This window comes from Vibrio sp. 1159, from assembly GCF_033340395.1.
Classification (GTDB): domain Bacteria; phylum Pseudomonadota; class Gammaproteobacteria; order Enterobacterales; family Vibrionaceae; genus Vibrio; species Vibrio alginolyticus.
Genome location: NZ_JAWOWL010000002.1, coordinates 15,324 through 41,854, shown reverse-complemented (window position 1 = coordinate 41,854; position 26,531 = coordinate 15,324). Strand labels below are relative to the sequence as shown.

The window sequence follows — 26,531 nt, the reverse complement described above, 5'->3', positions numbered from 1 at the left end:
TGATTTATCAATACTGACAGTTGTGCGTAGAGTATAATATTTTAAATAAAAACTAGCATTAAAGCATGATTAATTCCTCTGTTTTAACTAAGTTAATGATTATAGGATGTGAAAATAATTTTAATAATTCAGTCAAAGTGACGGTTGGCTTGGTGTTTATGCCTATTTTGTTGGTGTTAATGTCACGTTGAGAAAATATTTTTCAATAATATAATCTCGGGAAAATATATTTTGCCAAATTACTATGTTCGCTAAAAATACGCTGAAATTAACATTAGGTCTTACGCTTACATCTCTTTTATTGAGTGCATGTGGTGGTGGTGATGGAGGAGACAACACACCTCCAGCTAGAAGCAAAGGAAGCATTTCCGGTATGGTGTTTGACGCCCCAGTCAATGGCGCCAAGATTGAGGTTTTCGAGTTCAAAAATGGAAACTTAGGTCGGAAGTTGGCTAACACAACGTCTGATGCCTTCGGAAACTATCTGCTAGAGTTTGAATCTTCGTCAATGCCTCTTTTTGTTGTTGCAAAAGAGGGGAGTTATACCGATCCGTTTACAAATGAAACGGTATCTGTGAGTAATGCGAAGACACTTAAATTTGAAGGTGTTGTGAACTTTAAAGAGGGGAGTGAGCAAAAGTTAATGCTTACTCCGCTGTCGAACTTGGCAGCAGGCTTGGCAAAGTACAAAATTTCCCAGGGGGCCACAGATGAGAGTGCCTTTTCAACTGCTTTGGATAGTATCAATAGCATGTATGGTTTTGACGTAAATGAGACCAAACCTATTGATATTACCAAAGGTGGGCAAAGCAGTTTTGCTAGTACTGGGCATCAATACGGCGCTTTATTAACAGCATACTCGTCTTACTCTTACGATCTTATAAAAAAATACGGCAACAGCGATAACGTCTACACTTCAATGCATTTCGCTGACATCCAATATCGGGATGTTATTGCAGATGGTGTTCTTGATGGTCTTGAAGTGAGCCAGACTTCAGGAGCAGTGACTCCCCTCAGCTTTGGACAGAAAAAGATAAACAGCGACGTTTACACACGTGACTTATCTCAGCACGTTTTGATCGTGGTAAACGACCCAAGTATCAATATTTCAGGTACTGATGCTGCCGACTATGTCGACTTTAGTAAGAAGCTTAATGACTTAGGTACATATGGCAGTACAGATGGCGTCATTCCACCGCGAGATGGGACGGAGATTGATACCACAGCGCCTATCGTGACACGCATTGACCGTGATGTACTTGCAGGCACCGATAAAGTTGACCTAAAAATTGTTGATGATATCGGTGTAGAAGACGTATCCGCCTTTATTCAGTATCAGATTAATGGCTCTTGGTCTGGTGAATTTCAATGTAACGACATACAAGATTTTGGAAGCACATTCTGTTCGGTTGAATTTGATGATTTTGAAGTTGGCCTTCGAGAGACCAACGTAAAAGTTAACATTAATACCAAAGAGATCGATAGTGTGGATATGAACCCTGCCACAGGGCTCTCAAACGTAACAGCAGCACGGTTAGTCTTGTATACAGCGGATGTACTGGGTAATGAGTTAATTCCAGGCAGCCATTCGGGTCTTCATATCAACTTTGAATGGGATAACGATGCGCCTGTTATCGATATTACATCGGCGAGTGCAATTAATAACCAACTTAAAGAATACGTTCTGAAAGGCGTTGTAAAAGAAAGCTCGCAAGAGATTAGTTCGGTCAGTATTTCATTTAAAGATGGCTTACATGAGGGCGTCACATGTTCTCCTGTCACTGTAGAGTCTGGAAATGCTTGTGAGTTTAGTAAGGCTTACCCAACTGATGAATTCCTATCTACGACGGTCTTTGAGGTTCGAGCGAGGGATAGCAAAGGCAATACGGGCTCTGCGCAGCATGCAGTAAGTCGTGACGATCAAGCGCCAGCACAGACGATAACCTATCCTGAAGGTACGTCAATGACGTACGTAAATGTGGGTTTAGATGGTGAACGAACCACTTACGATGGTATCTACTCTCAAGATACGTACACCCCAGACAATGTTCAAGCAAGCCGCGATTTCCTGAAGATTGATTATGCGTACGCAAGTTTAGGGATTCAGAGCTCATTAAAAGGGATAGATTTTAGTAACTTCAACGCTAATTTATTGAAAGAGAATAAAATCCCTTATGTTCGTGTGAAAGTTTCAGACGTAAATACCGATACGGTTTTAGGCTCTAACGCTAATAAGGTTAAGCTTGTCGTCAAGTACTACGTAAGCCAAAACAACGATAATAATTACTCACTTCAGCAAGTTATTGATACAACCGCATCAGATGACGATTACATCGCAAAAATTCCGCACGAAACACTGTTAGATAGCAATGGGCGAGTAGAGGATGTCATTTATTACATTCCTTTTGTAAGAGATATTTTGGGTGACAGCTTTAAATCGGTATCAGAAAACAGTAGTCAAAAGTTAGTCATTCAAACCGTCGATGAGTCTGATAACGAAAGCACTCCAAGAGAAGTATATTTTAGAAGTAGCTTTGACCTACCAACCATAAAAGTGGTGACACCATTTATTGGTGCGCGAGCTCAACTTGAAGGGTTGAGCCCAAGTGGTGAATTCACTTCACTTGCAAGTTGTACCACTATCCAGCAACTGGAAAGTGACCAGTCTATGGCTCTTGACGTAGCGAGCTGTGAAACCACAACTGACGTAGTGAATTATGATTTCATGCGTGTTCGTTTAATTGGTATCGAAGGCAGTGAGCCATACTATTACCAATGGAAAAGAGATCCAGGGACCAAGAAAGTAACGGTTGACTTAAACAAGGCCAATATTGGTGTGTATTTTAAGCTCAAAGGTTCTCAAACTTACTATATTACTGAACTATCGACATATCAGACTGGTTTGTTTGATTTCCAGTGGGATCAAGTGACAGCGGGAGAGAAAACTTCAGAACGTGCGATTCAAATTCTTGATGAGGTGCGCTACGCGTTATCAGGTACGAATAACAACTCATTCTTTGGGTTTGACCCAACGGTTGTGTCTTATGCAACCAATGAAATGCTTACGACTAAAGCGATTCCAGACAAGCCATCAAATGACTATCTACACCGATTCCTTGTTGAAGCAATTGATAGTATTGCCGAGAGAATGCCAAGAAATAACTCATTAGATTTTGCATCTGCTATTTACGATGATTTTAGCTACGATGGAAAAGCAAATGGTATAGGGGCAGGAGGAAGTCAAGTTACGCTCGATTCTTACACGTTTGGCGCTGAAACTTACCGAAAAGACCTGGCGCAATCGTATTATGAAATCATGGCGAGCAAATACGGTATTGAGACCAATATCGCGCAGCTCTATGCTGATGATATTTCGATGGCTAATCCTGACTTAAATGGTAAGAACATTTTTGATACAGAGGGTAGCAGTATCGATACCTTGCCTCCGCAGCCAAAATTAACCATTGAAAGCGGTAGAGAGACGATGGTTGGTAATAGGCTTTATATCGCTGGCGAGGTTGTTTCTAAAATTGTCCTAGACGATCCTTCTGGTATTGTAGGAACCGACGCTTACGGCCCGAAGTTTAGCACGATGTGGTATCAAGCTAATGAGCCAAATATTGAAATACCACTGGACATCAACATCGTAGAAAACTCAGGCAGCAGCAATGCTTATCGAAAAGAGTACTTCTTCACCCTCAACTCCCAGTCTAGTGAACTAAAAGACATTATAGAGTTTGCCGTGGAGACCAGTGCTATGGACCCACATGGCAATGCGTATGGTTATAATGGTAAATCTCCGTTTATAGAATCGGTGTTTATTGATAACGATTTCCCTAAGGCCAGTTATCTTCCACCGAATGATGTCGATGGTAAACCTGTAGAAAACGGTATTTATTTAAATGCGAACAATACTCATGAATTAACCTTCAAGGTTGAGGATATTGTTGGTGATAAGCTTGCCTCGAGGGGCCTTGTTTTCTACCAGCAAACCGGTGAAAAAGTAACATACACACCAGAAAACTTTGCAAGTAACTCGAAAGACGCGTTTAAAGTCAAACTATGTACGGGCGAGATTTGTTCAAATCAAGGCTCTACGATTTATCCTGGTGATGGAGATTGGTTAGTTGTTGCAGCAGCAGAGGACAACTTAGGTAACTCCGTTTCAGAGTTAACTAGCACCGCTCCGAGATTCAATATTCGTATCGACTCTGAAGCCCCTATTGTAAAAAGTGAGCAGGTTCAAAGCCGTTTAGGTGGTAATAACCAATGGGCACCTGTCATTGATTGGGGGACGTTAAGCTCTGGCAATAACGTAAAAATAGATTTGCGCCGCGGATCTGGTCAGGCTCTGACATTAGAAAGCTGTGACCCTCTAACAGAGGCGTGTGACGTACCATACCTAGTTGGTGAACAGCCTGACGTCAAAGTCCAACTGGTTTCAAAAGCATTTGATTACGATGAATGGAATGAATTTTACGTCACTGCGACGGACAACGCTTACCCTGCCAATGTTAGTACAACAGGGAAATTTACCTTCCAAGTCGATAACAAAGGCCCTGAAATCATCCTAAATACGCCTTGGGTTGAAGACACATTGTCTAAAGAGAACTATGTCATAGGGCGTGAGTTCAATGTGCGATTTAAATCCGTAATAGACGATTCAGACCTTGAGCAAGTCTCGCTGTATCAAAGTGGTAAAGATTCGCCAATTAAGACAATTGTGCCAACGGATTCATCTAAAGAGTTTGTCATGTCTCTTATCAAGAGTGACACAGATAAAATAGACATTTCTGAAGATGAAAAAACAACGTCATTGTATGTAAAAGCAACCGATATTTATGGTTTTGAGTCTAGTTCTAACACGCACAAGGTTATTCTTGATCGTGATGGACCAACATTAGGATTAAGTGGTTTCAATGCGAATGACTACTACTTAGGTAACTATGTCTTTGACCTAACGGCGCTAGACCTAAATGCAAACGGTGATGTTTCAATTAATGGTGTCAATCGAGAAAGCCTAGAGTATTGGACGTTTAGCGATCTGGAACCATTACCTGGCTCTCCCGGTACAAAAATCAATGAGGATCTCAAAGTGAGCCTTGGTGATTTAGGTACGGGTACACACAAGGTTCGTTTAAAAGGGTCTGATGTTCGTGGCAACACAACCTTAACCAGTGATGAGCAAGATTTTACCGTCAAAGTGTACAACTCCATCCCGCAGGTGACGCTGGCGATGAGTTACACGGATGGAACGCCAATTACAAACAACACCATCTATCAAGATGGGAATATCGTACTTACGCTTGATATTGTTGATGATAGTGGCGTTGATCGAATTGACTCAACTTATAGATTCTCTGGAGAGCAAAACGGGACTAACTTTACGTTCTCAGAAACCGCAGATGGCACTTGGACTGCAACGTTGCTTTCTACACAAATTGCCAAAGATGGTAATTATGAACTTGATATCAAAGTTTATAACAAAGTTCGTTACCTTGATGAAAAAGACCGAAAGGTTGGAAAAGTAAACCAAACCTTTAGCGTACAGCGTGAAGGCGTGGTTCTAACAGTTGAAAGCCCGCTGGACTTCCAAAATTACTTATCTGATGGTGTTCTTGATGTCACCTTTACTACATTGAGTGCGGTCAAAGCCAAAACGTTAGAGTGTTGGGTTCGTGAAGAATACAACTCTCTGGATGCGCCACCAACTAATGAGCAACCAACTTCTGGTGTTATCAACGTATCGCAAGAACCTTACAGTTGTAGTGTCAATGTTGGGCAAAACATGACCAAAGCACCTGTTACTTTGATCACTAAAACCTTGGGTACAAATGGGCGTGAAACGATCAACAAGTTCAATTTCTCGATGGTGGATATTGATGCACCGACAGTCGTAGATGGTAACTCATACAGTTTTAAAGGAAGTGATGTTTGGTTTGATGAAGCTTTGAAGAAGAAGATGCTCACATTTGAGCTCTCTTTCAATGATGCTTTATCAGGCGTGAATACCGAAAGTTCAGATGAATATCCAAAGTTGGTTCGTAATCTTGGCAACAAAGCTTATACACCAACGACTTGTGCCAAAGGTGTTGGAAATATCAAGTGTACGTATTCTGAATCCTATGCCGATATTATTGATGGCCTGAGTACAACTCAAGAATACAAAATCAAGAACTTATCTGATTTAGCAGGAAACTTGACGCCAGAGCACGATCTACTGCTTGAATTACCTAAAGGTTCGGTAGTCGTTGAAATTACTGATCCGGTTGGAAACACAACCATTAATGGTCAGCAGCTTGTCGCCAAATTCAGAATTAAGCTGTATGAAAACTCTAGACTAGACAATGTGATGGCCAGGTTTGGAACGGAATCCTACAACTATAAAGATAATCCGGAGAAGTTTGCACAATTAGAGGTGTGTGCAGATGATCCAACCTACAAGTGTTCAACATTTACAAGTGAACTTCCTAGCGATGCGGATGGAAAAACGATCAGGACAACGATTACCGCAACGGATGTGTGGTCGAGAGTCGGTGAAGCGACCGTTGATATTAAAGTTGACAACACACCTCCAAGTGTTGGCGATGAGATTATCGTAACCGAATCGCCAACAAATCCTGATAATGTTCGTTTTCGTTTTGACATAACGGACACTGGTAGCAGCCTGGCAACAGTAAACTACTCGGTTTTAAACCCGAGTTATCAAGAAGAAAGAGTAGAGGATGGGAATGGTTCATCTACGTACTTTGAACTACCGAAATCTCAGTTAGAGGGGCGTGGTTCAATCACAGTAGACATCAAAGCGACAGATAGCGTCGGACTGTATTCTGATATCAGAAAAGTCATTGATATTAGTGTTCCTAAAGTCACAGTTGATTTCGATGGAATTACGAGTTTGCAGGGTGGGAAACTGTTCTTAACCAAGGCAAGCCAGCCGTTTACGGTATCTACGGTGGAAGGAGAAAGAGTGAAAGCTTCACAATATTCTGTGGAGCTTATTCCAAGCCTCGGTGATTCCTTGCGTTACTCAGGTGATGTTATCTCATCTAGTGGTAATGGAATGATGAACTTTGCCGTCGATAACCAAGGGTCATATACCCTTAAGGTGACGGTGACGGACTCAGTTGGAAGAGAGAATACAAGCTTTGAATTACTAGGCAAAAGTTATGATGGAAAGGTTATCGAATCTATTGTTGATTATGACGCTCCAAGTATTTCGGGCTTAAGTGCTAATCAAACCTCTAAGGTGCCGACAAACGATAAGTATCAACTAGAAATTAGTGCATACATTACAGATAAAAATTTAAATCTCGTCACGTCAAAAGCGGTGAGTGGTGGTAGCACAGTAGCTCCTCAAGCGATTACTGAGCCGACAACCGAAGCGGGGCCTTATGTCATAAGCTATTTGTTACCGAAAGGCGATCATACGATCACGGTGGCAGCAACAGACAAGGTGGATAACAAGAGTGAAAGTTCTATTGACGCGCATGTGGAAGCGGCAACCGTTCCCGGGCTAAGTATCTCTACCGCCTCAAGCGCCCCTCTTTTTGGAGGCGAAGAGATTACGCTTGCGTTTAACTTTACAGAAGAAGTTACGAACTTTGATATCTCAGATGTCCATCTTGTCGCTAGTGATAGCGGTGTAACAGGAACGTTAAAACAAGATACTTGGTCGACTTCAGACAATATTACGTGGACGGTTAATTACATCAGTCCAGAAAAGCAAGATAAAAACATAACAATACAGGTAGAGGATGATAGCTACCAAAGTACCAACACCATTCCTGGAAAAGGAAGCAGTTTAAGTATCGCGGTTGAAGGAACCTTACCAAAACTGACCAATGTGACATTTAACCCCGAGCATCAGAGCGTGGGGCAAAGCGTGAGTGTCTCGCTTGAGTTTGATAAAGAGCTCCAAGAGGCGACCGCTACGCTTGGCGGCAATCGCATTAGTTCTCTATCAGCAACGGCAGATAAAAAGGTCTGGATTGGTGATGTACAAGTTCCGAGCACCGCGCTGTTAAGTGTCGACTTGGTTGTTAGTCAATTTAAAGATTTGACTGGCAACATAGGTGAGGATAATACTGCTCACGAATTACCGATCACGCCGACCTTAGCCATCACGCCAGTGGGCAATGTGGATGAAACGCATGCCGCCACGCTACAATTCGAAGGTACGTCAACTCGTTTTGATGGTCAGTCCCTGCGTCTTGAAGTGAAAGCCCAAGGCAGCGCGACGGTACTAAAAAGCGGCAGCGCGACAGTACAAGCCGGTGGCACTTGGATCAGTGACGCAATGGACATGAGTCACCAAACCAATGGTACTTATACTGTGATGGTGACGGGGACGAACTCAGCGGGCATTGAAGTGAGTGAAAGCCAGAGCTTTACACTGGCGCAGTCTCTGCCAACGCTGACTAACGCGACGTTTACGCCTGAGCACCAAGCCATCGGCCAAAGCGTGACGGTGACGCTGGAATTCGATAAAGATCTGCAATCCGCCGCAGCAGAGTTAGGTGGTACGACGATCACTTCATTAGTGGCAACCGCGGACCCAAGTGTTTGGACTGGTGATGTGGTGGTACCAAGCACGTCAGAGCTGAATGTGGCGTTGCTTGTTCGTGACTACCAAGACTTATCAGGAAATACCGGTAGCCAGAACACGGCTTACTCCATGCCGATCACGCCAACTTTAGTTATTACGCCAGTGGGTAATGTGGATGAAACGCAAGCCGCCACGCTACAATTCGAAGGTACGTCGACACGTTTTGACGGTCAGTCCTTGCGTCTTGAAGTGAAAGCTCAAGGCAGCGTGACGGTATTGAAAAGCAGCAGTGCAACAGTACAAGCCGGTGGCACTTGGATCAGTGACGCAATGGACATGAGTCACCAAACCAATGGCACTTATACCGTGATGGTGACGGGGACGAACTCAGCGGGCATTGAAGTGAGTGAAAGCCAGAGCTTTACACTGGCGCAGTCTCTGCCAACGCTGACTAACGTGACGTTTACGCCTGAGCACCAAGCCATCGGCCAAAGCGTGACGGTAACGCTAGAATTCGATAAAGATCTGCAGTCTGCAGCGGCGGAGTTAGGTGGTACAACGATCACTTCATTAATGGCAACCGCGGACCCAAGTGTTTGGACTGGTGATGTGGTGGTACCAAGCACGTCAGAGCTCAATGTGGCGTTACTAGTTCGTGACTACCAAGACTTATCAGGAAACACCGGTAGCCAGAGCACGGCTTACTCCATGCCGATCACGCCGACCTTAGCCATCACGCCAGTGGGCAATGTGGATGAAACGCATGCCGCCACGCTACAATTCGAAGGCACGTCGACACGCTTTGATGGTCAGTCCCTGCGTCTTGAAGTGAAAGGCCAAGGCAGCGCGACGGTACTAAAAAGCAGCAGTGCAACGGTACAAGCTGGTGGCACTTGGATCAGTGACGCAATGGATATGAGTCACCAAACCAATGGCACTTATACCGTGATGGTGACGGGGACGAACTCAGCGGGCATTGAAGTGAGTGAAAGCCAGAGCTTTACACTGGCGCAGTCTCTGCCAACGCTGACTAACGTGACGTTTACGCCTGAGCACCAAGCCATCGGCCAAAGCGTGACGGTAACGCTAGAGTTCGATAAAGATCTGCAGTCCGCCGCGGCGGAGTTAGGTGGTACCACGATCACTTCATTAATGGCAACCGCAGACCCAAGTGTTTGGACTGGTGATGTGGTGATACCAAGTACGTCGGAGCTCAATGTGGCGTTGCTTGTTCGTGACTACCAAGACTTATCAGGGAATACCGGTAGCCAGAGCACGGCTTACTCCATGCCAATTACACCGACAATACACCTAGACGTTATCAACGATGTTACTGGAGTGGAAAGCATGACAGTAAGTGGTAGCAGTGAACGGTTTGAAGATGGTGAGTTCATAGATATTAAAGCAGTCGACGCTGATGGTACAGAAGCCACAGGTATGGCTACCGTGCTTTCAGACTCATGGACGACTGATTTAGATCTTTCAGGACTGAAGGAGGGGGTAGTGACGATTTATGTAAATGGTACCAACAAGCTTTCCGCCTCTGCCGAAGAGGCTCAAGCAACATTTAACTATGATCGTTTCGCAAGTACAGCCTCCTTAGGTGCTGTTTACAACCGATATTTTAGTGAGAACAAAACTTTAAAAAATGCGGCATAAATAAAGCGAGCGTTTAGCTCGCTTTATTTCTTTGGGACTTTTTGTGATATTTATCAAAATAATTGCCTTTATTGATAAGTTACTCGAATTAATGAATCGTCTTAATACAAGGCTGAATAACTATAATAACTAGGCCAATGTTGCTTTTAGGTGTGTATGACGTGATTGTGATGGTCGCTCGGCAGGTGCTGTGGTGAATGTGTCGCGTTGAAAATCTTTTTAAATATTATATATTTACGCTCGTTTCTATACTCTGAGTATAGTGTTCTGCATGAGGTCGATGGGTAATACCTCACCTCTTTAACTCGCGATGAAGCAAATTTAATCCTAGCAAGCTTCAGAGCAGTTACTTTTGTGAGTGCGTAATGCGCTCACCTTTTTATTTAAACTTCCTCAGTAACAGTCAATTTGTTGTTTGTTGCTGAGGAGGGCACCTCATAAACTTCTGAATTTCCTCGTGCTTACCTGAAGCGCACGTTACTACGATTTTTGTTAACTTCAGTCCATAAATTAAATTTTTTTAGATAGTACGATTTTACCATTTTGACAGAGTGCGTGATGTTACTGGCTTTTGTTGTGGTCAAATCGCATGTTTTGATAGCAAAAGTCACCATTTTTTTGGTGTTTTTGATTTCGGGCGATTTTTCTATCTCGTTGAAAATAAATGGCTAAGTAAGTAGGATACGCAGACCAAATCGTACTTGTAAGCCTTATCAGCTTAATTGTCACCGCAGCCATATTTACGATGTTGGTTGTGGAGAATTCAAATGCATTTAGTTTGCAAATTTATACCTAGCTCGAAGCTATCCTCCAACGAGCTATCTTATGTTCTTACACCGGACGAGTGTATAGGGCAGCTTTCGCGTTTGCGAAATTCAGATGACATCCTTAGAAACCTCCCTAAAGAGTTGGCGCAAAAGATTTCCATCTCTGCCAAAAAAACGACCAGCGCATTGCTAGCTGCTATAAGAATCGAATTGGGAAAAGGCAATTGGGTGTCATTATCTACCGTTGCTCGTCGGTCGCCATTGACGGACTCTCAGCTGCAAAGCTTCCCTAGACTTAAATCACTCGTTGACTCTGTATCTGCTTCGAATGAAAGCAAAGCTTTTAAAGCAGGATACAAGCAGGTTACCGACGATGTTGCTTTAGTTCGTAGTTACACGCATGTCCCCTCTGAGCCAAGTCTAGATCAAAAAATCGTTGTCGAGTTTGCAGGGCAGTGGTCTAGCAACGCGGCATGTTTGATGTTGGGAAAAACGGAAGCTCAAAAAGAAAAAGTGACTGTAGGCAAGGCTGATACAGAAAACAAACACCGCAGCCTCGCGACATTTAAAGATCTCGAAGCTGAGGGCAAAACGCTCTATATCAAAATCCCTTGCACTGATCAGCCTCAGCCAATTTTGCTTAAACTCGCCGAAGATATGCAACCCGTTGATAAAGAAATTCAAATGGATGAGTGGGATAACGTGTTGGTGCCTGTACTACCTATGCTAGAGGGCCCAAATGGACATGAGTTGGTTGCAGAAGGTTATTTCTATGTAATCTGGAATAACAAAGTTTGGCGAGAGGTTGAAGTTACACCAAAAGGCTACTTTGCTGATGTCGATTTAGAGTACTACAGAAATAATGATCCTGAATCCTCGATGAAAACACGACATGTCAACATTGATGGGGCCAACCTTGTACCAGACTACTATATTGGCGAAGAAGCATTTGAGATTTATCAATCCGGTCAGAAAGTGTATTCGGGACATCTAAGCCTTGATCAAGGTGCTAGGGTATTCCGCTTTGTAGATGAGGAAGTAGATGTTGTTTTTCCAGAATTAGATATTGATCCTATCACTGTTAAAACGGTGCTAAGCCCTTATAAAGCTGGCAAAGATGGTTTGCGTATTGCGCAAGGCGTTCCTCTACCGCATATTTGGGTGCCATACAAAGTCGCGGGAAAAGCACAAGAATGTTATATCCATTACTCCGAGTTGGCTTTGACAAACACGGAACTGTCTGAGCTAGAGAGTGATCCTGCTTCAATTGCTAAGTCTCTTTCAGAGTTGCAAATATACTCCTCATCCCAAAGCTTTAATAATGCGGGCGAGAATATTATTCCAGTTTCCGGTACCGCATCGACAGGCATCGGCAGTGGAGTCATCAACGAACACAAAGAGAGCAATATCGCGGGGCTTAAGTTGGCTCCAAGAGGCGCATTGCCTTCTATACGTTACCTTCACGAGCCTTTGACAGATCAGCCGGACGATTTCTTTGGGCTTCGTAACATAGAACAGGATTGGATTCACAAATCGTACTTTCGTTCAGCAATGAAAGATGACGATGGTTATATGACGCTTCGGTTCGCATTCCCGCCGGAAGAGGTCAAGAGCGTCGATATTGTTCGAGGTGTTCATTCGAGCCTCTCCACCGGTAGCCAACGTCTTGTCGTTGTAGAAGAAAATGTACCCATTTCAGAATTGCTAGGTTAAACCATGAAGAAAATACTATTACTGTTGCTTGCTGCTTTATCGATAGCGGGTTGTAAAGATGACGGCCGCACTTACATTGGTGAACACAACTATTACACCATGGAGCCAAGTGAGATCTTTAAATCTGACTCTGCGACATACCAACAACGTGACTTTCCTCGTTACTTTATCCATCGCGCCAAAGAATGGCCAAGGGAAGACTTAAATGACGCGAGCTCTTACGATTTGCCACGCGTTCAGTTTACTTGGGCCAACTTATCAAACGACTCAGGCTATGAGCCAGACCCTATGTATAATGAATACGAAGGACGAACCAAAATTTGGAGTATGAAGACTGATGGCACCGATTTACGTTTGGTGACCGATTTGCCATGGCTTGGCGATGGTGACATAACTGTTGATAAAACCAGTCGCTCGCCAAACAATCGTTACGTTGCAGTCGGTTTTGGTTTGACTAACTACCTTTTTGATATCAAAAACCAGAAGCTGATTAAGCTGCCACATGATATTGAAGGCCCTTCCGGATTTTTATGGGCGGAAGATAGCAGCTACGTTTATTACCGCACTGGTAAGGTTGGTCGTGTGGTTTATAAGTGGGATATTGCTAAAGGTGAGGCGGAAAAGACCGATCTTTACATCAGTGATACTGGCTTCATAAAGGACGGGAAAAGATATCAGGTAAATGATTTTGCTGCGCTTATTTACGATGCAAATACAAATCAAAAAGCAAAAGCAGTTTTTTGGGATAAGGACTTAGCGACGAATAAATCAAAAGCGGATTATAAAGCCATAAGTCCAGAAGGGGACATTGTCTGGGCGGCTAATCGCAACTATCACAATGTGTTTGTCGTCGACCTAGCGAAAGGTAAACAGATTAAGCGTGATGGGGCAATGCAATATGCCATCGGTTTAAATAATCGTTTTTCGCTAACAAATTACAACGCGATGCTGATGTCGGTGCAGAAAAACCATACTAAACAAGCGTGGAGCTGGTCTCCATTGGGTTATGGGCGCACGTTAGATCCTGCAATTGTGTATAACCTCTCCGCAAATCAAGGAAATTGGTTTAAGGAGGCGAACTAATGGCTTTTACGTTTGATAATGAAGTCTATCTGTTTGGAGCTTTCTTTAGTGCCGTAAAGAACGATGATGGTGTGGAAGTGTGGCCGGACTGGCATTCCCAGCCAGATCTCACTCAAGTAAATGAGCTAGAGGGTAAGATTCGTCCCATACCTTTGACTCCAGTGATGGTCAATGCCTTGTCGGGAGGTGAACCCGCACTGTGGGGCACCACCAGAGAGGGAAAATTGGTCGAGTTAGGTTTAGGCGAGCCACCACAAGCAATGGGTAAGCAACCTTTATCGGGAGAAAAGGTCGACTCTGAAAGTTCTGTACCGAGTGATGTCAACAATTACGAAGTACTCAAGTTGGGCAACCGACCGGAAGGGATCTGCAAAGGGAAAAGCTATGAATTAAGCTTTCCACCATTGCGTTTGTTGGCGCAGATGATTGCGCCGCTGAATGATCCAGAAAGTACTGGGGGCGCAAAAAATCTAGTAAGTCTTGCAGAAAACATTAAGCATTTTGCCCAGTACATTGATGATGGGACCAACAAAACAAACCAAACGGGTGTGAAGTTCCAACTTACTGAAATTGCAGTAAACCAACTTGCTCCTGCCTATGCTGGTGGTGACCTTTCGCCAGAACAACAAAGTTACAATGATTGGTTAGAGCGTCAGAAAAAAAGAAACAAACCCCTGAAAGGTTTTGTTGTGCCAAGAACGCACAGTTGTGCAGTGTTGTTCACTGATAATCTTTATCGTGGCGCGGAAGTTTCGCTAGTTAGACCGGTTAAGCAGCTCAAAGCGGGCGATTTAGAGAGCGCCGCAGAAGAAGTGATTAATGTGAAGGTAGTCGATACCAACGTTGCAAGATGGGCAATTGAAGTTGGTGAAAAAAACGTTTTACCAAGTGCATTGTTTAACCTTGACCCTAGCCAAGTTGAAGATGGTTTTTATTTGTTGCGCATCCAATTTTGGGAAACTGAATGGAAAGCACTCGATGAAACACGTAAAAAGTTACCTGAAAGTGTGTTGAAGGCCAATGCCACAAAGCAGTTTATGAAACACCCTAAAACTGATGTGGAGCAGAATGTATATACTTATGAGCTGCATGAAAAGCTGACGTTTATCGAGACAGCGGGCATTGGCAAAATGGCGTGCGTGTGTGGTGACATGATCACCTTAGAGGAAGCGCTCATCCAACAATTTCCTAATCAGTTGCCATCTTATTCAGACTACGCGACAAAGGGGTTAACCTATCAAACTAAGCAAAAGCCGGGCGTCGCACCGTTATCTTTGCATGCTGCGATCAACAAAACCTACGAATCGTTGAGCAGTGATTTTCTCTCCATTGACGGTGCTAAGCTTTTTGGCCCACCTGCGGATATGGCGAAAACCATCGGGCAGGCGCTATGGGAAAACAGTGAATCAGGGGCTTTACCTCCATTTCTGATGAGTGGTATCGCGTTACATTCGGCACTTGCCGCCACCAGTGGTGTTAAAAAGAGCGTCAGCCTTGCAAAGGTTTTTGCGCGTAAAGAGCTAACGCTGAAACAAGCACAAGCGTTAGTGTTTAGAAAGCATGTAATCGATATTCCTTATATCAAACGTGCTTTTAAAGCGGCAGGCCCAGAGTCAAAAATCATGCGTGGCGTTGGACGTTTAAGCAGTGATTTTTTGAGCGGAACAAATCGCGCGCTACCAGCAATTGGAGTTATCGCAAGTGGCAAGGAAGCGTTAGAGCAATATTCGGCGTTCTCTGAACAAATTAAAAATGCGAAAGAAGCGCAAGAAACTTTAAGCAAATACTCTGAAAACTATCTTTCTTCTTTAACGTTTGTTCGTCGCTTTGATAATCCAGAACATTGGCAAAAAAAGGCAGAAGCGGTGCAGGAAGCGCTTGGTAAAGAAGGGAATGCTCAGATCTTTGTTGATGGTCAAGGGGTCGTTGTTCGAATGAACTTCAAGTTTAACTCTGCTGAGTTTGAGAACGAAGTTCAAGTACTGCATATCGACTATATAGAAGTATGTAAAAAATTATGCCAGCTTTTATCCAAAAACCCTGATTACCAAGTTGCCATTATTGGCCATGCAGGGCCAATAGGAACGCATGAAAATAACTTAAAAATTTCCAGATTGCGTGCGGATGTCGTTAAAGAGGCCATCCTTGCCAAAGCAAGCGAAAAAGAACGAGCGAATCTAGAATCAAGGTTGTGGATTGAATTTAAGGGTAAGTCACAACTGATTGATGATATCGAAGGTTATGCCGACGTTAACGACCGATCAGATACTGCTGATATCGCTGTGAACCGACGTGTAGAGGTTAGGTTGATCATCCCTGACTTTGCGGTTTCCCTACCACCGAGCCGCTCGGGAACGATGGCATTAAATCGCGCGCATCAAATTTGGGAAGGGCATCAGCTTGCGGCAAAGGAAGCTCAAGATAAGTTGATTATTGCTGCCGTTGATGCAATGGCAAGTGTCGCAATCTGGACGCCTGCCGCACCAGTGGCTGCCTATTATTTTGCCGGTAAAGTGGGTGCAGATCTTTTGGGCGCTGCAACTGATTTCTATGGCGACCTTTTTGGTGATGCGACGTTTAAGGAGATCAAAGCTCAGTACAACAACAAAAGCATGCTAAAGACACTCAGTAGCATCAACAAAGAGCTTATCTCTCTGTACAAAGGGATAAGTCAAGACCTTCAACCTCAGGTCATTGATGCTGTTGGCTTAGCTGACTTTCTCAAAAAACAGGCGAATCATGATGAATTGTTGAAGCGCTTTTTGTTGCGCTCTTATGCTTTGAATTCATTGATTGAGTTACTAACGCTTCTCCGCGCTAAGTGGAGCCTGACGGGGGACTTTGATGATTTCATTGAGGATTATCGAGTTGACGAGTTTATTCAGCTGTATGTCATGAGTGATAACTGGGAAATTCCAGTCAATGATGGTAATACACTGGCCCTGAACTGGGTAAACCGCTTTAAAAAATCTGGTTTGTTCTCTAAATCAGATGCCAATAGCTCGTTACAATGGAGTTACGGTGAAAAAATAGGGGGGGCATTTAATACGGGATTCCCTGTACAAACACGTCTATTCTTGGACCGAAAATCAGATGAGTCCTTGCAAGAAAGAGCTTCTATCCGAGAAGGCCTAAAGGCATTTTGTCACGACTTCAACTTAGCTACAGTAGAACTTGGGCATGATGATATAGAGTTCAGCCGCTTGCTGGTTCAAGACGGTGCTAAATGGACGCCATATGTAGAGTGGGCATTTGCGCAGAATGGACGAAAGCTACGCCCACAAACTCGCGTGAAACTACAGGTGGTTTTAAAAGACAATGTCTCATCTAAGGCACTGTTTTTACAGGAGGTCGCTTATCGCGCCGCTGTTGTTGGTTTGGACTCTCATGGGCCAACCTTTGATGTGTTGTTTACAAAAATGGATGCTTCTCAATTCGAAGACCCTGATGAAGCGATTAAAGAACACTTTAAGAGTAAGCGTGTTGAGGAATTGCATGGTCTTGAATTTGAACCAACATATGAATTTGGTGAGTTTTTAATCCATGGCATCAAGCCGTTATGTCCAAATGTTAAAGTCATAGATGAGGTGAAAGCCTTCTTTACAGGTCAAAGCGTGTTTGAATATGTTCGAGACACTGGTGCTTTTGAGCAGATGAGATATGTCTTCTCACTAGGAGGACATGATTTGCTAGCGGGTAAGTTAGAGGGCTTGGGTACATATAAAAATTACACTCTAGATATTACTGAAGTTAACTTTGGTATCGATGGTCAAAGCCCTGCACAAGAAGCGAAAAACTTTAACGGTCGAACATTGGAAAAGACGAAACTCACAGACACTGACTTTTTAATCGAAGAGTTTGTCATGAGTGAGTCTGCATCATCCCGAGACACTACACCGAAGGTGATCGATGGCAACCTTATTATTTTGCCTGGTGTTGAAATTGACGGTGACCTTGCTTGGGGTGAAGGCAATGCGAATAAACTGATAAGCAACAAGTTTGATTGGTCGAAAGAGCAACGGTTCTCACTTTGTTTTGCGGTGTTAGGGGATGATCGTGCGAGTGACGATTACGATACAATGTTACTCAATGCCATTGAATGTGGGGTGAAACTGCAGATCAAAGATGGTCCAGTTAAACATGACGTGATGCATTATGCTGGAGTGGTCAACATTCATTCTCGTCTTGTTACCGAGAAGTCAAATACTGGGTATAATGGAATAGAAACAAGAACCGTTTTTGATCTAGAGCTTGACGATAGCGGCGCGACTAAGCGTACAGGTCTGGAGCAAAGCGCCGTTCAATTTATTGATCAGAATGACGCGAATTTCTCCCGTTTATTAACTTCAAGCGAGAAAAAGTACCTTTATATCATTCGCTTTGAGTACTCTTATGTGTCGCCTACAGGCAAACTAGTTAATGGTTTAAGACCTTTTGGTGATGTTTTAGATGGTAATGATCTAAAACCTATCAAACTTGAGCTGGCTTCATTTGAACAAATGGATGTAAGTGAAGGTTATGAACTACCGAAGTTTGAGCTTCAAGTTCCTGCGGTGAAAGACTTCATGACGGGTAAGCCATGGATAGAAACGGTTGAAAAGGAAAATGCGACAAGTGAGGCGAATCACTTACACTGGAAAAACCTAGGGGTACAGAACGAGCAGAAAGGATATGTTGAGAATTGGATAACGAAACAAGCGTCTTCGCTCAATGCTCCGGAAATCGCTCTTTTACAGGCAAAGTAACATACAAAAAAACCGCCTTCGGGCGGTTTTTCTTTTCTTATGACTTCATACTGAATTTAGAATTTTCTTTTTAAGCCCCATCAACCCGCTGCAGAAATGTCGTATTTCTTCATCTTGTGGTTGAGTGTGCTCATTGGCAGCGCCAATTGCTCAGCGGCCTTCTTGGTGTGCCAATTGCAGGCATTTAAGCAATCGATGATCACTGTACGCTCGTATTGGCTAACGACGTCTTTAAGGCTCTTTGAAACGTCTTCTAAATCCGCTTGTGCTTGCTGCTCGTAAGCAGGTTGCTCTGGGGTAGGTGAAGCTGCTTTCATGTCGATACTTGGTACATCTTCTGGGATTTGTTCGCCAAACTCAATGTGAGTAATGGTTTCAAAATCGGACAGTAGCACCGAGCGCTCAATGATGTTCTTAAGCTCACGCACGTTCCCTGGGTATTGGTAGGCAAGCAGCTGTTTACGTACGTTGGCACTTAACCCTGGCGCTTGCGGCAAACCTAGCGTGTTGGTGGTGTGTTGCACGAAGTGCTCTGCGAGAGGGAGGATGTCCGACTTGCGTGCTCTTAAAGGTGGCAATGTAATCGGGAAGACATTCAAACGATAGAACAAATCGGCACGGAATCCGCCATCTTTGATTTGCTGCATAAGATTACAGTGGGTTGCGGCGATTACGCGCACGTCCACATCAATCTCTTTGCTGGTGCCGATTGGGCGAACTTTACGTTCTTGTAGCACACGCAGCAATTTAGCCTGCAGTAGCATTGGCATATCACCAATCTCATCCAAAAATAGTGTGCCGCCGTTGGCTGCTTCAAACAAACCGACTTTGTCTTTGTCCGCGCCAGTGAATGAGCCTTTCTTATGGCCAAAGAGTTCTGACTCTAATAACTGCTCTGGGATTGCGGCACAGTTCTGTACGATCAAAGGTTGTTCTGAACGATTAGAGTTTTCGTGAATGTATTTCGCGATCACTTCTTTACCAGCGCCCGTTTCACCACGCAACAGAACGTCGACAGGAAGAGATAGCACCTTATCAAGACGATTCAAGACATTGAGCATTTCTTCGCTCTCTGCAATAGGACCCTGATAGGTTTTTTGGGTACGCTTTTTGAGTTGAGTGTTCTCACGCATTAGGGCGTGATTGTCTGCATTGAGATTTTTAATCACTTGCCCGTATTGCTCTAACCACACAGCTTGGCGAATATTACTCGCGGCCATACGACAAAACTCAGTCAATGCAGCTTCATTGTCGATAACACTTAAATCGAGTAAGACTAACAGTCCAATGGTTTTGCTTTCGCTATCAATCAAAGGCCAAGCCAATAAGTTCTCGCTTTTTAATCTCAGTGTCTGCTCAGTTTGATAGATGCTTTCGCAGTCATAGCCGTTGTACTTATACAACTCGTTAATCAACACCACTTCACCATTACGAATGGCAAAGTTGAATGGATCGTTCTCACTGGCTGAGTCTAACTGTAATGCTTCCCAAGGGTGGGAAACGATAGTTTTATCGTTATGGTGAGCGGTACTTGGAATCAACGCCTGCCCAGTCTGGTCCAAAACATAAATGATGCCGTGCTTTGCGAGGGTCATTTGTCTCGCAGCGGTCAACACGGCATCCAAGGTTTGGGTAAGCTGGCTGCGATCAGCCAAAGACTGACTGATCGCAAGTAGGGCGTTACTAAGTTCGCTATGGTTAGCTGAACGCATAGTTTAGTGTTCCTTGCTCATCGACAGACACTTCGATTTGCGTATGTGAATCATCCTTGTTATGCACTAATAGCTGAGTCGATAGTTGCGGCAGCAACTGACGGTTGATGACTGCGTCGATGTTACGCGCGCCCGTTTCAGCAAGGCGGCAGTTACCTAGTACGAACTCAACCAAGCTTTCTTCGTAGCTCAGGGACAACTTGTGATGGCTCTGTAGACGCTGAGAAACTTTGTTCAGCTTGTGGTGAATAATTTCTGTCATTGCTTCATCAGACAGCGGAACAAATGGTAGTACTGACATACGTGCCAACAGCGCCGGCTTGAAGTGTTGGTTCAAAGTAGGGCGAATAGCTTCTGCGATGATGTTTGCATCGATGTCTTTGGATTGATGAACCAAAGATTCGATCTCATGCGTCGCAAGGTTACTGGTCATGATGATCAGCGTGTTCTTGAAGTCGATTGTGCGGCCTTCGCCGTCGTTCAGCGTGCCTTTGTCGAACACTTGGTAGAACAGGTTCAACACTTCAGGGTCGGCTTTTTCCACTTCATCAAGAAGAACAACAGAATATGGACGTTGACGAACCGCTTCTGTCAGCATGCCGCCTTCGCCGTAACCTACGTAACCCGGAGGTGAACCAATTAGGCGAGATACCGTGTGCTTCTCTTGGAACTCAGACATGTTAATGGTCGTCATAAAGCGCTCACCACCAAACATTTGATCAGCAATTGCACGAGCAGTTTCGGTTTTACCCACGCCACTTGGGCCAACCAGCAGGAATACGCCTGTTGGTGCGTCTGGGTTGCCTAAGCCTGCTTTTGCGGTTTGAATGCCTTCAGACAGTGCATCGATAGCGTATTCTTGGCCTTTGATGCTTTGTGTTAGGCTTTCTTTCAGTTTTAGCGTGGTTTCTGCTTCGTCTTGAAGCATCTTACCCATTGGAATACCAGTCCAGTCCGAGATCACATGGCTGACTTCATCTGGGCCCACTTCAAAGTGAACCAGTGGGTTGCCATTGCGGATTACATCTAGCTGTTCTTGGCAGCCCGAAATTGCAATGCGAACGGCTTCTTCATCCATTTCTGCATATGGAGAAACGTCTTGCTCTTGTTCTGAATCTTCGTCTGCAACAAGCTCTTCTTCGTTTGTTTCGCCAAAGACCAGTTCATGTAAGCGAGAGCGTAGAGCAATCATCTCTTGGATCTGCTCTTTTTCTTTGTGCCATTGCGCTTCTTGTTCTGCTAGCTCTTCTTTCGTTGTTTCCATTGCCAGTTTTAGGTCTGGAATGTTAGCAAGGCTGTGCTTGTCGCCAGTTTGCTGCAGAGCATCACGCTCAAGTGCTTCAAGCTCGCGCTGTTGAGCTGCAAGTTCTTGCTGCAGAGTCTCAACAGAAGCAGGAATGGCATTAAGGCTGATGTTCACTCGTGCACACGCCGTATCTAGTACATCGATCGCTTTGTCTGGCAGTTGACGGCCAGAGATGTAACGAGCAGAAAGTGCTGCCGCAGCAGTGATAGCATCGTCACGCACGTAAACGTTATGTGACTTCTCGTATGCTGGGCGCAGACCACGAATGATCAATGCTGCTTGCTCAGGAGACGGTTCGTCGAGTTTCACCAATTGGAAACGACGCGCAAGAGCAGGATCTTTCTCGAAGTACTTCTTGTATTCCGACCATGTTGTCGCAGCGATGGTTTTCACTTCACCACGCGCTAGGGCTGGTTTTAGCAAGTTTGCCGCGTCGCTGCCGCCCGCTTGGTTACCACCGCCAACAAGGGTGTGTGCTTCATCGATGAAAAGAATGATAGGGGTTGGCGAGTTTTTCACTTCATCCAATACTGCGTTTAGGCGTTTTTCGAATTCGCCTTTTACGCTTGCACCAGCTTGCAGAAGACCCATGTCCAGGCCGTAAAGCTCAACACCTTTGAGGTTGTCTGGTACGTCACCTTGTACAATCTTAAGTGCCAAGCCTTCTACTACTGCGGTTTTACCAACGCCCGGTTCACCAACAGCAATAGGGTTGTTTTTACGGCGACGAGCAAGAATGTCCACGATTTGGCGGATTTCTTGGTCACGGCAGAAAACAGGATCGATTTCGCCTTTGCGTGCTTTACCAGTGAAGTCTGTCGTGAACTTACTCAGTGCTGAACCATCCTCACGAGCTTGTGTTTTCTCTGAATTAGCAACTTGCGCCTCAATAGAGTGGCTTGTTAGTTCTGCAAAGTTACGCTTAAGGCTGTCAGGATTTACCGCCTCAAGGATAGAGGCGTAACCATGTTGGCCGTAACGGAGAGGGTTGCTAACAAGAGTAAGGAGTAGGGCGCCAGAGCGGATTTGTGTTTCGGATAGATCTAAAGAAGAAACCAGCCAGCTTTCTTGCAACCATTCGATTAATAAAGCAGAAAAAACAGGTTTGCTGCCATTTCCTTTGGCGTTGGTGTCGAGTGTGGATCGAACCGATTGTCTTAATAAGTTCTCAGAACAATCAAAATGACTTAATAAGACGTCAAAATCACTATTTGGCCTTTCTAATAGACTCAGTAAATAATGCTCAATTTGAACTTCGTTTGCTTTTTCAGAGACTGCAAGTGCAGCGGCGTCTTCTAATGCTACTTTTGCAATCGGGTGTAGACGCTGAATTAATGAAGAAAGGTTTATATTTATCATAGCCATTTTATTCTTTAGAGGAAAAGAGGTAGCGGCTATTATACTAAAAGTAATTGCGTTCTTTTTTTATCAAGATATTTTGACTATCGTTTGTTGGTTATTTTTAATGATTATTGTGACATTAATGTTTGTGGTTATTTTAATGGCGTTGTTATTCTAAATTAATTGATAGTAAAAGTGTCGGATTTATTAGTTTTAATGACTTTATTTACACGGTTTTATATGGTTATTTTCACTTTTTAAAGTTAGAACAATTTATTATTATCTTAATCCAACTTTTTGGTTTTTTATCCAATAAATTGTACTCAATATATTAGTGAACAATGCCTGGTATTGCTTAAGTTGTTGTTTTTGTTTGATTTTTAAGGTTGGCACGGACTTTGATTATACCAACTAGTCGCGGTGATAAGCGATTTGGTGATTTAAACAAAACAGATTTTAGAAAAGGAAATAGCGATGCCAACTCCAGCATATATGTCTATCCAAGGTGAGACTCAAGGCCATATTACTAAAGATACTTACTCTGCAGATTCAGTAGGTAACACATGGCAAGAAGCTCACGTTGATGAGTTCCTAGTACAAGAACTTGATCACGTGCTAACTGTTCCACGTGATCCACAAAGTGGTCAGCCAACTGGTCAACGTGTACACCGTCCACTTGTTGTAACTAAAGTTCAAGATCGCTCATCTCCACTACTATTCAACGCACTAGTATCTGGCGAAAAACTTCCTGAGTGTGTGATCCGCTTCTACCGTACTTCAGTTCAAGGTAAACAAGAGCACTACTACTCAATCAAATTGATTGATGCGCTACTTGTCGATATCCAAACTCGTATGAACCACTGTCAAGACGCAGCAACAGCTGACCGCGTGACAGAAGAAGTGCTTAAGTTCACTTACCGTGCGATCGAAGTAACTCACGAAAACTGTGGTACTGCGGGTAACGACGACTGGCGTGCTCCACGCGAAGCTTAATTGCTCGTCGCGTAAAGATTCAGGGCCAACGATTGTTGGCCCTAATTCGATTATTTGTATCAGGTAAAAGATATGGTGAATGACGTAGAATTTAAATTTGAAGTGCCTGGATGTGGGCATGAATTTCGGGTTGAGAGCTTTCATGTTCATGAAGAGTTATCTAAGCCTTTCCACATCAATCTCTCATTACTTTCACTTGATCCAGATATCTCGTTCGATGAGTTAATACGTAAAGCAGGAACATTGACACTTTACGGACAAGGTGTTGGGGCTGCGCGTGTGTTCAACGGCGTGGTGAATGAAGTTCGTTACTTAGGGACTGGACGTCGTTTTTCTCGTTATCAATTAGTCTTGGTTCCTCAAGCTTGGTTCTTATCTCAGCGCCAAGATTGTCGTATTTTCCAGCAAAAGTCAGCGCAAGACATCATCACAGAAGTACTCGATGATGGAGCAGTCACCGATTACCGATTTGAAGTGTCGGGTACTTATCCTCCAAAAGAATACGTTCTGCAATACCGTGAGTCTGACTTGCACTTCGTGCAGCGTATGATGGCTGAACACGGTATGTGGTATTACTTTGACCATAGCGATTCAAATCATACGATGGTCATTGTCGACAGTAATGACGCGATTGCACCTTTGATAAGCTCGCCACTAAATGCTTCTTACATTGGGCCGATTGTTTATCATGCCGATGGTGGCGGTGTTGCCGATCGCGAACATATCTCTGATCTCGAGTTAGTTAACCGCGTTAGAACGGGACAGGTTACGTACACAGATTACAACTACGAACACCCTAAAATTCCACAAGAGATGACACAGGCTGGCGAGCTAGACCAAGATCTCAAGCAGTTTGATTATCCTGGACGATACGTCGACCCGCTGATGGGGCAGGTGAGAACCACGGAGTGGATGTCGGAACACATAGTCGATAATCAACAAGTGGAAGCAACGAGTGACGTAATGCGCTTAGCATCTGGTTACAGCTTTAACGTCAGTGACCACCCGCGTTCTGAGATTAACCGCGATTACCTCATGTTGTCCGTAATGCACACAGGTCAAGATCCGCAAGTGCATGAAGATGAAGCGAGTGGTATGCCAACCACTTACTACAACCAGTTCTCGTGTATTCCACGTGATGTGGTGTTTAAAGCGCCTAAACTAGCGGCACCAGTAGTGGATGGCCCTCAAACGGCGGTCGTTGTAGGACCAGAAGGTGAAGAGATTTACACCGACAAGCTTGGTCGAGTGAAAGTACAGTTCCATTGGGATCGCTACGGTGATAACAACGAGCATTCAAGCTGTTGGATTCGTGTAAGCCAATCCATGGCGGCGCCAACATGGGGCGCAGTTTATTTGCCGCGTATTGGCCACGAAGTCGTAGTAACTTTCCTTGAGGGGGACCCAGATCGTCCGTTAGTTACGGGCGCAGTTTACAACGGTTTGCATTTCCCACCGTACTCTTTGCCAGAAAACAAAACTCGTACCACGTTCCGCACGCAAACGCACAAAGGAACAGGTTACAACGAGTTGAGTTTTGAAGACGAAGCGAACCAAGAAGAAGTCTATATTCACGCTCAAAAAGACATGTCGACCAAGGTGCTCAACAACCGTTACCGTGATATCGGTCAAGATGAATTCTTGAAGGTTGCACGTCACCAAACGAATGAAGTTCATGGTGACCATAAAGAAACCATTCATGGGCATAAAACGACACAGGTAAACAGTACGTTTACGGAGACAGTCGAGCAAGACGTTACCGTTACATACAACGCGAACGAAGCCCAGTATGTGAAAAACAATTCTGACTTAGAAATTGGTGATAACCGTACGACTAAGATCGGTAAAAATGATGACTTAGATATTGGCGAAAACAGTAACCTTACTATCGGTGCGTCTAAGAGTTCAGATATTGGTGCGGATGATAACCAGACGGTTGGTGGCAACTTAACGGTATCAGTGAAAGGGAACACCGCTTATAAAGCTGATGGTGCAACGCAAATTATCAGTGGCGACAAGATTGTATTGAAAACGGGTGGTTCCTCTTTAGTGATGAACAGTGATGGTTCAATAAAGTTATCAGGCTCGGCTATTACGATCGAAGGCAGTGACAAAGTCGTCGTGAAAGGTGGCAACGTAGTGGTTAACTAACAATGGAAAAACAACCTCTTACAACAGAAGTAATATCAGAGCAGCAAGCCGAATCAACGGCTTGCTTTTCGCGTTTTGGAATAATAGTGGCTATCAATGAGTCTACGGGCAGTGTGCGAGTTGATTTTGATGGTAACCCATTTAAGCAGCCACTCACTGCGAGACTGGGACGTGGCTTTCGTCGTTCTGAACTGCAAATGGCTATCGATAATCGATTAAGTTGTCGAGTTGAGTTTTTGAACGACGACTTAAGCTTGCCTCTTGTGACGGACATTTTCTTCTCCATTCTGGATGACTCTGACGAGTTTGTATTGCGAGCGAAGAAGATGGTTATCGAGACAGAACAAGAGTTGGTAGTCAAAAGTGGTGAGACAGAAACTCGCTATAGCGGGCGCGATGGACGAATTACCACTAAAGCGAAGTACGTCACTTCTCAAGCAGAAAAAGCACAAAAAATTCAAGGCGGAACGATCGCAATTAACTAATTACCTAGCATTAGCTAATTTACGTCGA

The 26,531-nt window shown here is 44.1% G+C and carries 9 protein-coding genes; 7 read left to right on the top strand and 2 right to left on the bottom strand.

Annotation, left to right across the window (positions count from 1 at the left end; all coding sequences use genetic code 11):
* Positions 1-244 precede the first annotated feature (244 nt).
* The 4 genes from R7127_RS01930 to R7127_RS01915 all read left to right on the top strand — a co-directional run bounded on the left by R7127_RS01930 (position 245) and on the right by R7127_RS01915 (position 18,515).
* A complete protein-coding gene (locus tag R7127_RS01930) occupies positions 245-10,207 on the top strand; it encodes a tandem large repeat (RefSeq protein WP_262584307.1) in 9,963 nt (3,320 codons plus the stop codon).
* 767 nt (positions 10,208-10,974) lie between these two features.
* Positions 10,975-12,687 carry a hypothetical protein gene (locus tag R7127_RS01925; RefSeq protein ID WP_033906401.1) on the top strand — a complete coding sequence of 571 codons (1,713 nt, stop codon included), beginning with the start codon at positions 10,975-10,977 and terminating at the stop codon, positions 12,685-12,687.
* A 3-nt stretch (positions 12,688-12,690) separates the two neighbouring features.
* Complete coding sequence (locus R7127_RS01920; protein WP_033906402.1) at positions 12,691-13,770, top strand: hypothetical protein; 1,080 nt, start codon at positions 12,691-12,693, stop codon at positions 13,768-13,770.
* The gene (locus tag R7127_RS01915; RefSeq protein WP_064376244.1) at positions 13,770-18,515 is read left to right on the top strand and encodes an OmpA family protein; all 4,746 of its coding nucleotides are present in this window, start codon (positions 13,770-13,772) and stop codon (positions 18,513-18,515) included. The genes R7127_RS01920 and R7127_RS01915 overlap by 1 nt, the downstream gene beginning before the upstream one ends.
* An 80-nt stretch (positions 18,516-18,595) precedes the next feature.
* Here R7127_RS01915 and R7127_RS01910 read toward each other — a convergent pair whose 3' ends face one another.
* Positions 18,596-20,227: a sigma-54-dependent Fis family transcriptional regulator gene (locus tag R7127_RS01910; protein ID WP_172563742.1), complete on the bottom strand. Its 1,632-nt coding sequence runs from the start codon at positions 20,225-20,227 to the stop codon at positions 18,596-18,598.
* Positions 20,214-22,892 carry a type VI secretion system ATPase TssH gene (gene tssH, locus R7127_RS01905; RefSeq protein WP_064376250.1) on the bottom strand — a complete coding sequence of 893 codons (2,679 nt, stop codon included), beginning with the start codon at positions 22,890-22,892 and terminating at the stop codon, positions 20,214-20,216. The genes R7127_RS01910 and tssH overlap by 14 nt, the downstream gene beginning before the upstream one ends.
* A gap of 456 nt (positions 22,893-23,348) precedes the next feature.
* On the opposite strand from tssH, the gene R7127_RS01900 reads away from it, so the two are divergent.
* From R7127_RS01900 to R7127_RS01890, 3 genes are all read left to right on the top strand, one after another.
* A complete protein-coding gene (locus R7127_RS01900; protein WP_005373415.1) occupies positions 23,349-23,867 on the top strand; it encodes an Hcp family type VI secretion system effector in 519 nt (172 codons plus the stop codon).
* A gap of 72 nt (positions 23,868-23,939) precedes the next feature.
* Positions 23,940-26,018, top strand: coding sequence for a type VI secretion system tip protein VgrG (tssI, locus tag R7127_RS01895; RefSeq protein WP_005373412.1), 2,079 nt, complete (start codon positions 23,940-23,942; stop codon positions 26,016-26,018).
* A gap of 2 nt (positions 26,019-26,020) precedes the next feature.
* Entirely contained in the window at positions 26,021-26,503 is a 483-nt protein-coding gene (locus R7127_RS01890) for a hypothetical protein (protein WP_064376245.1), read from the top strand.
* The last annotated feature ends 28 nt before the right edge of the window (positions 26,504-26,531 follow it).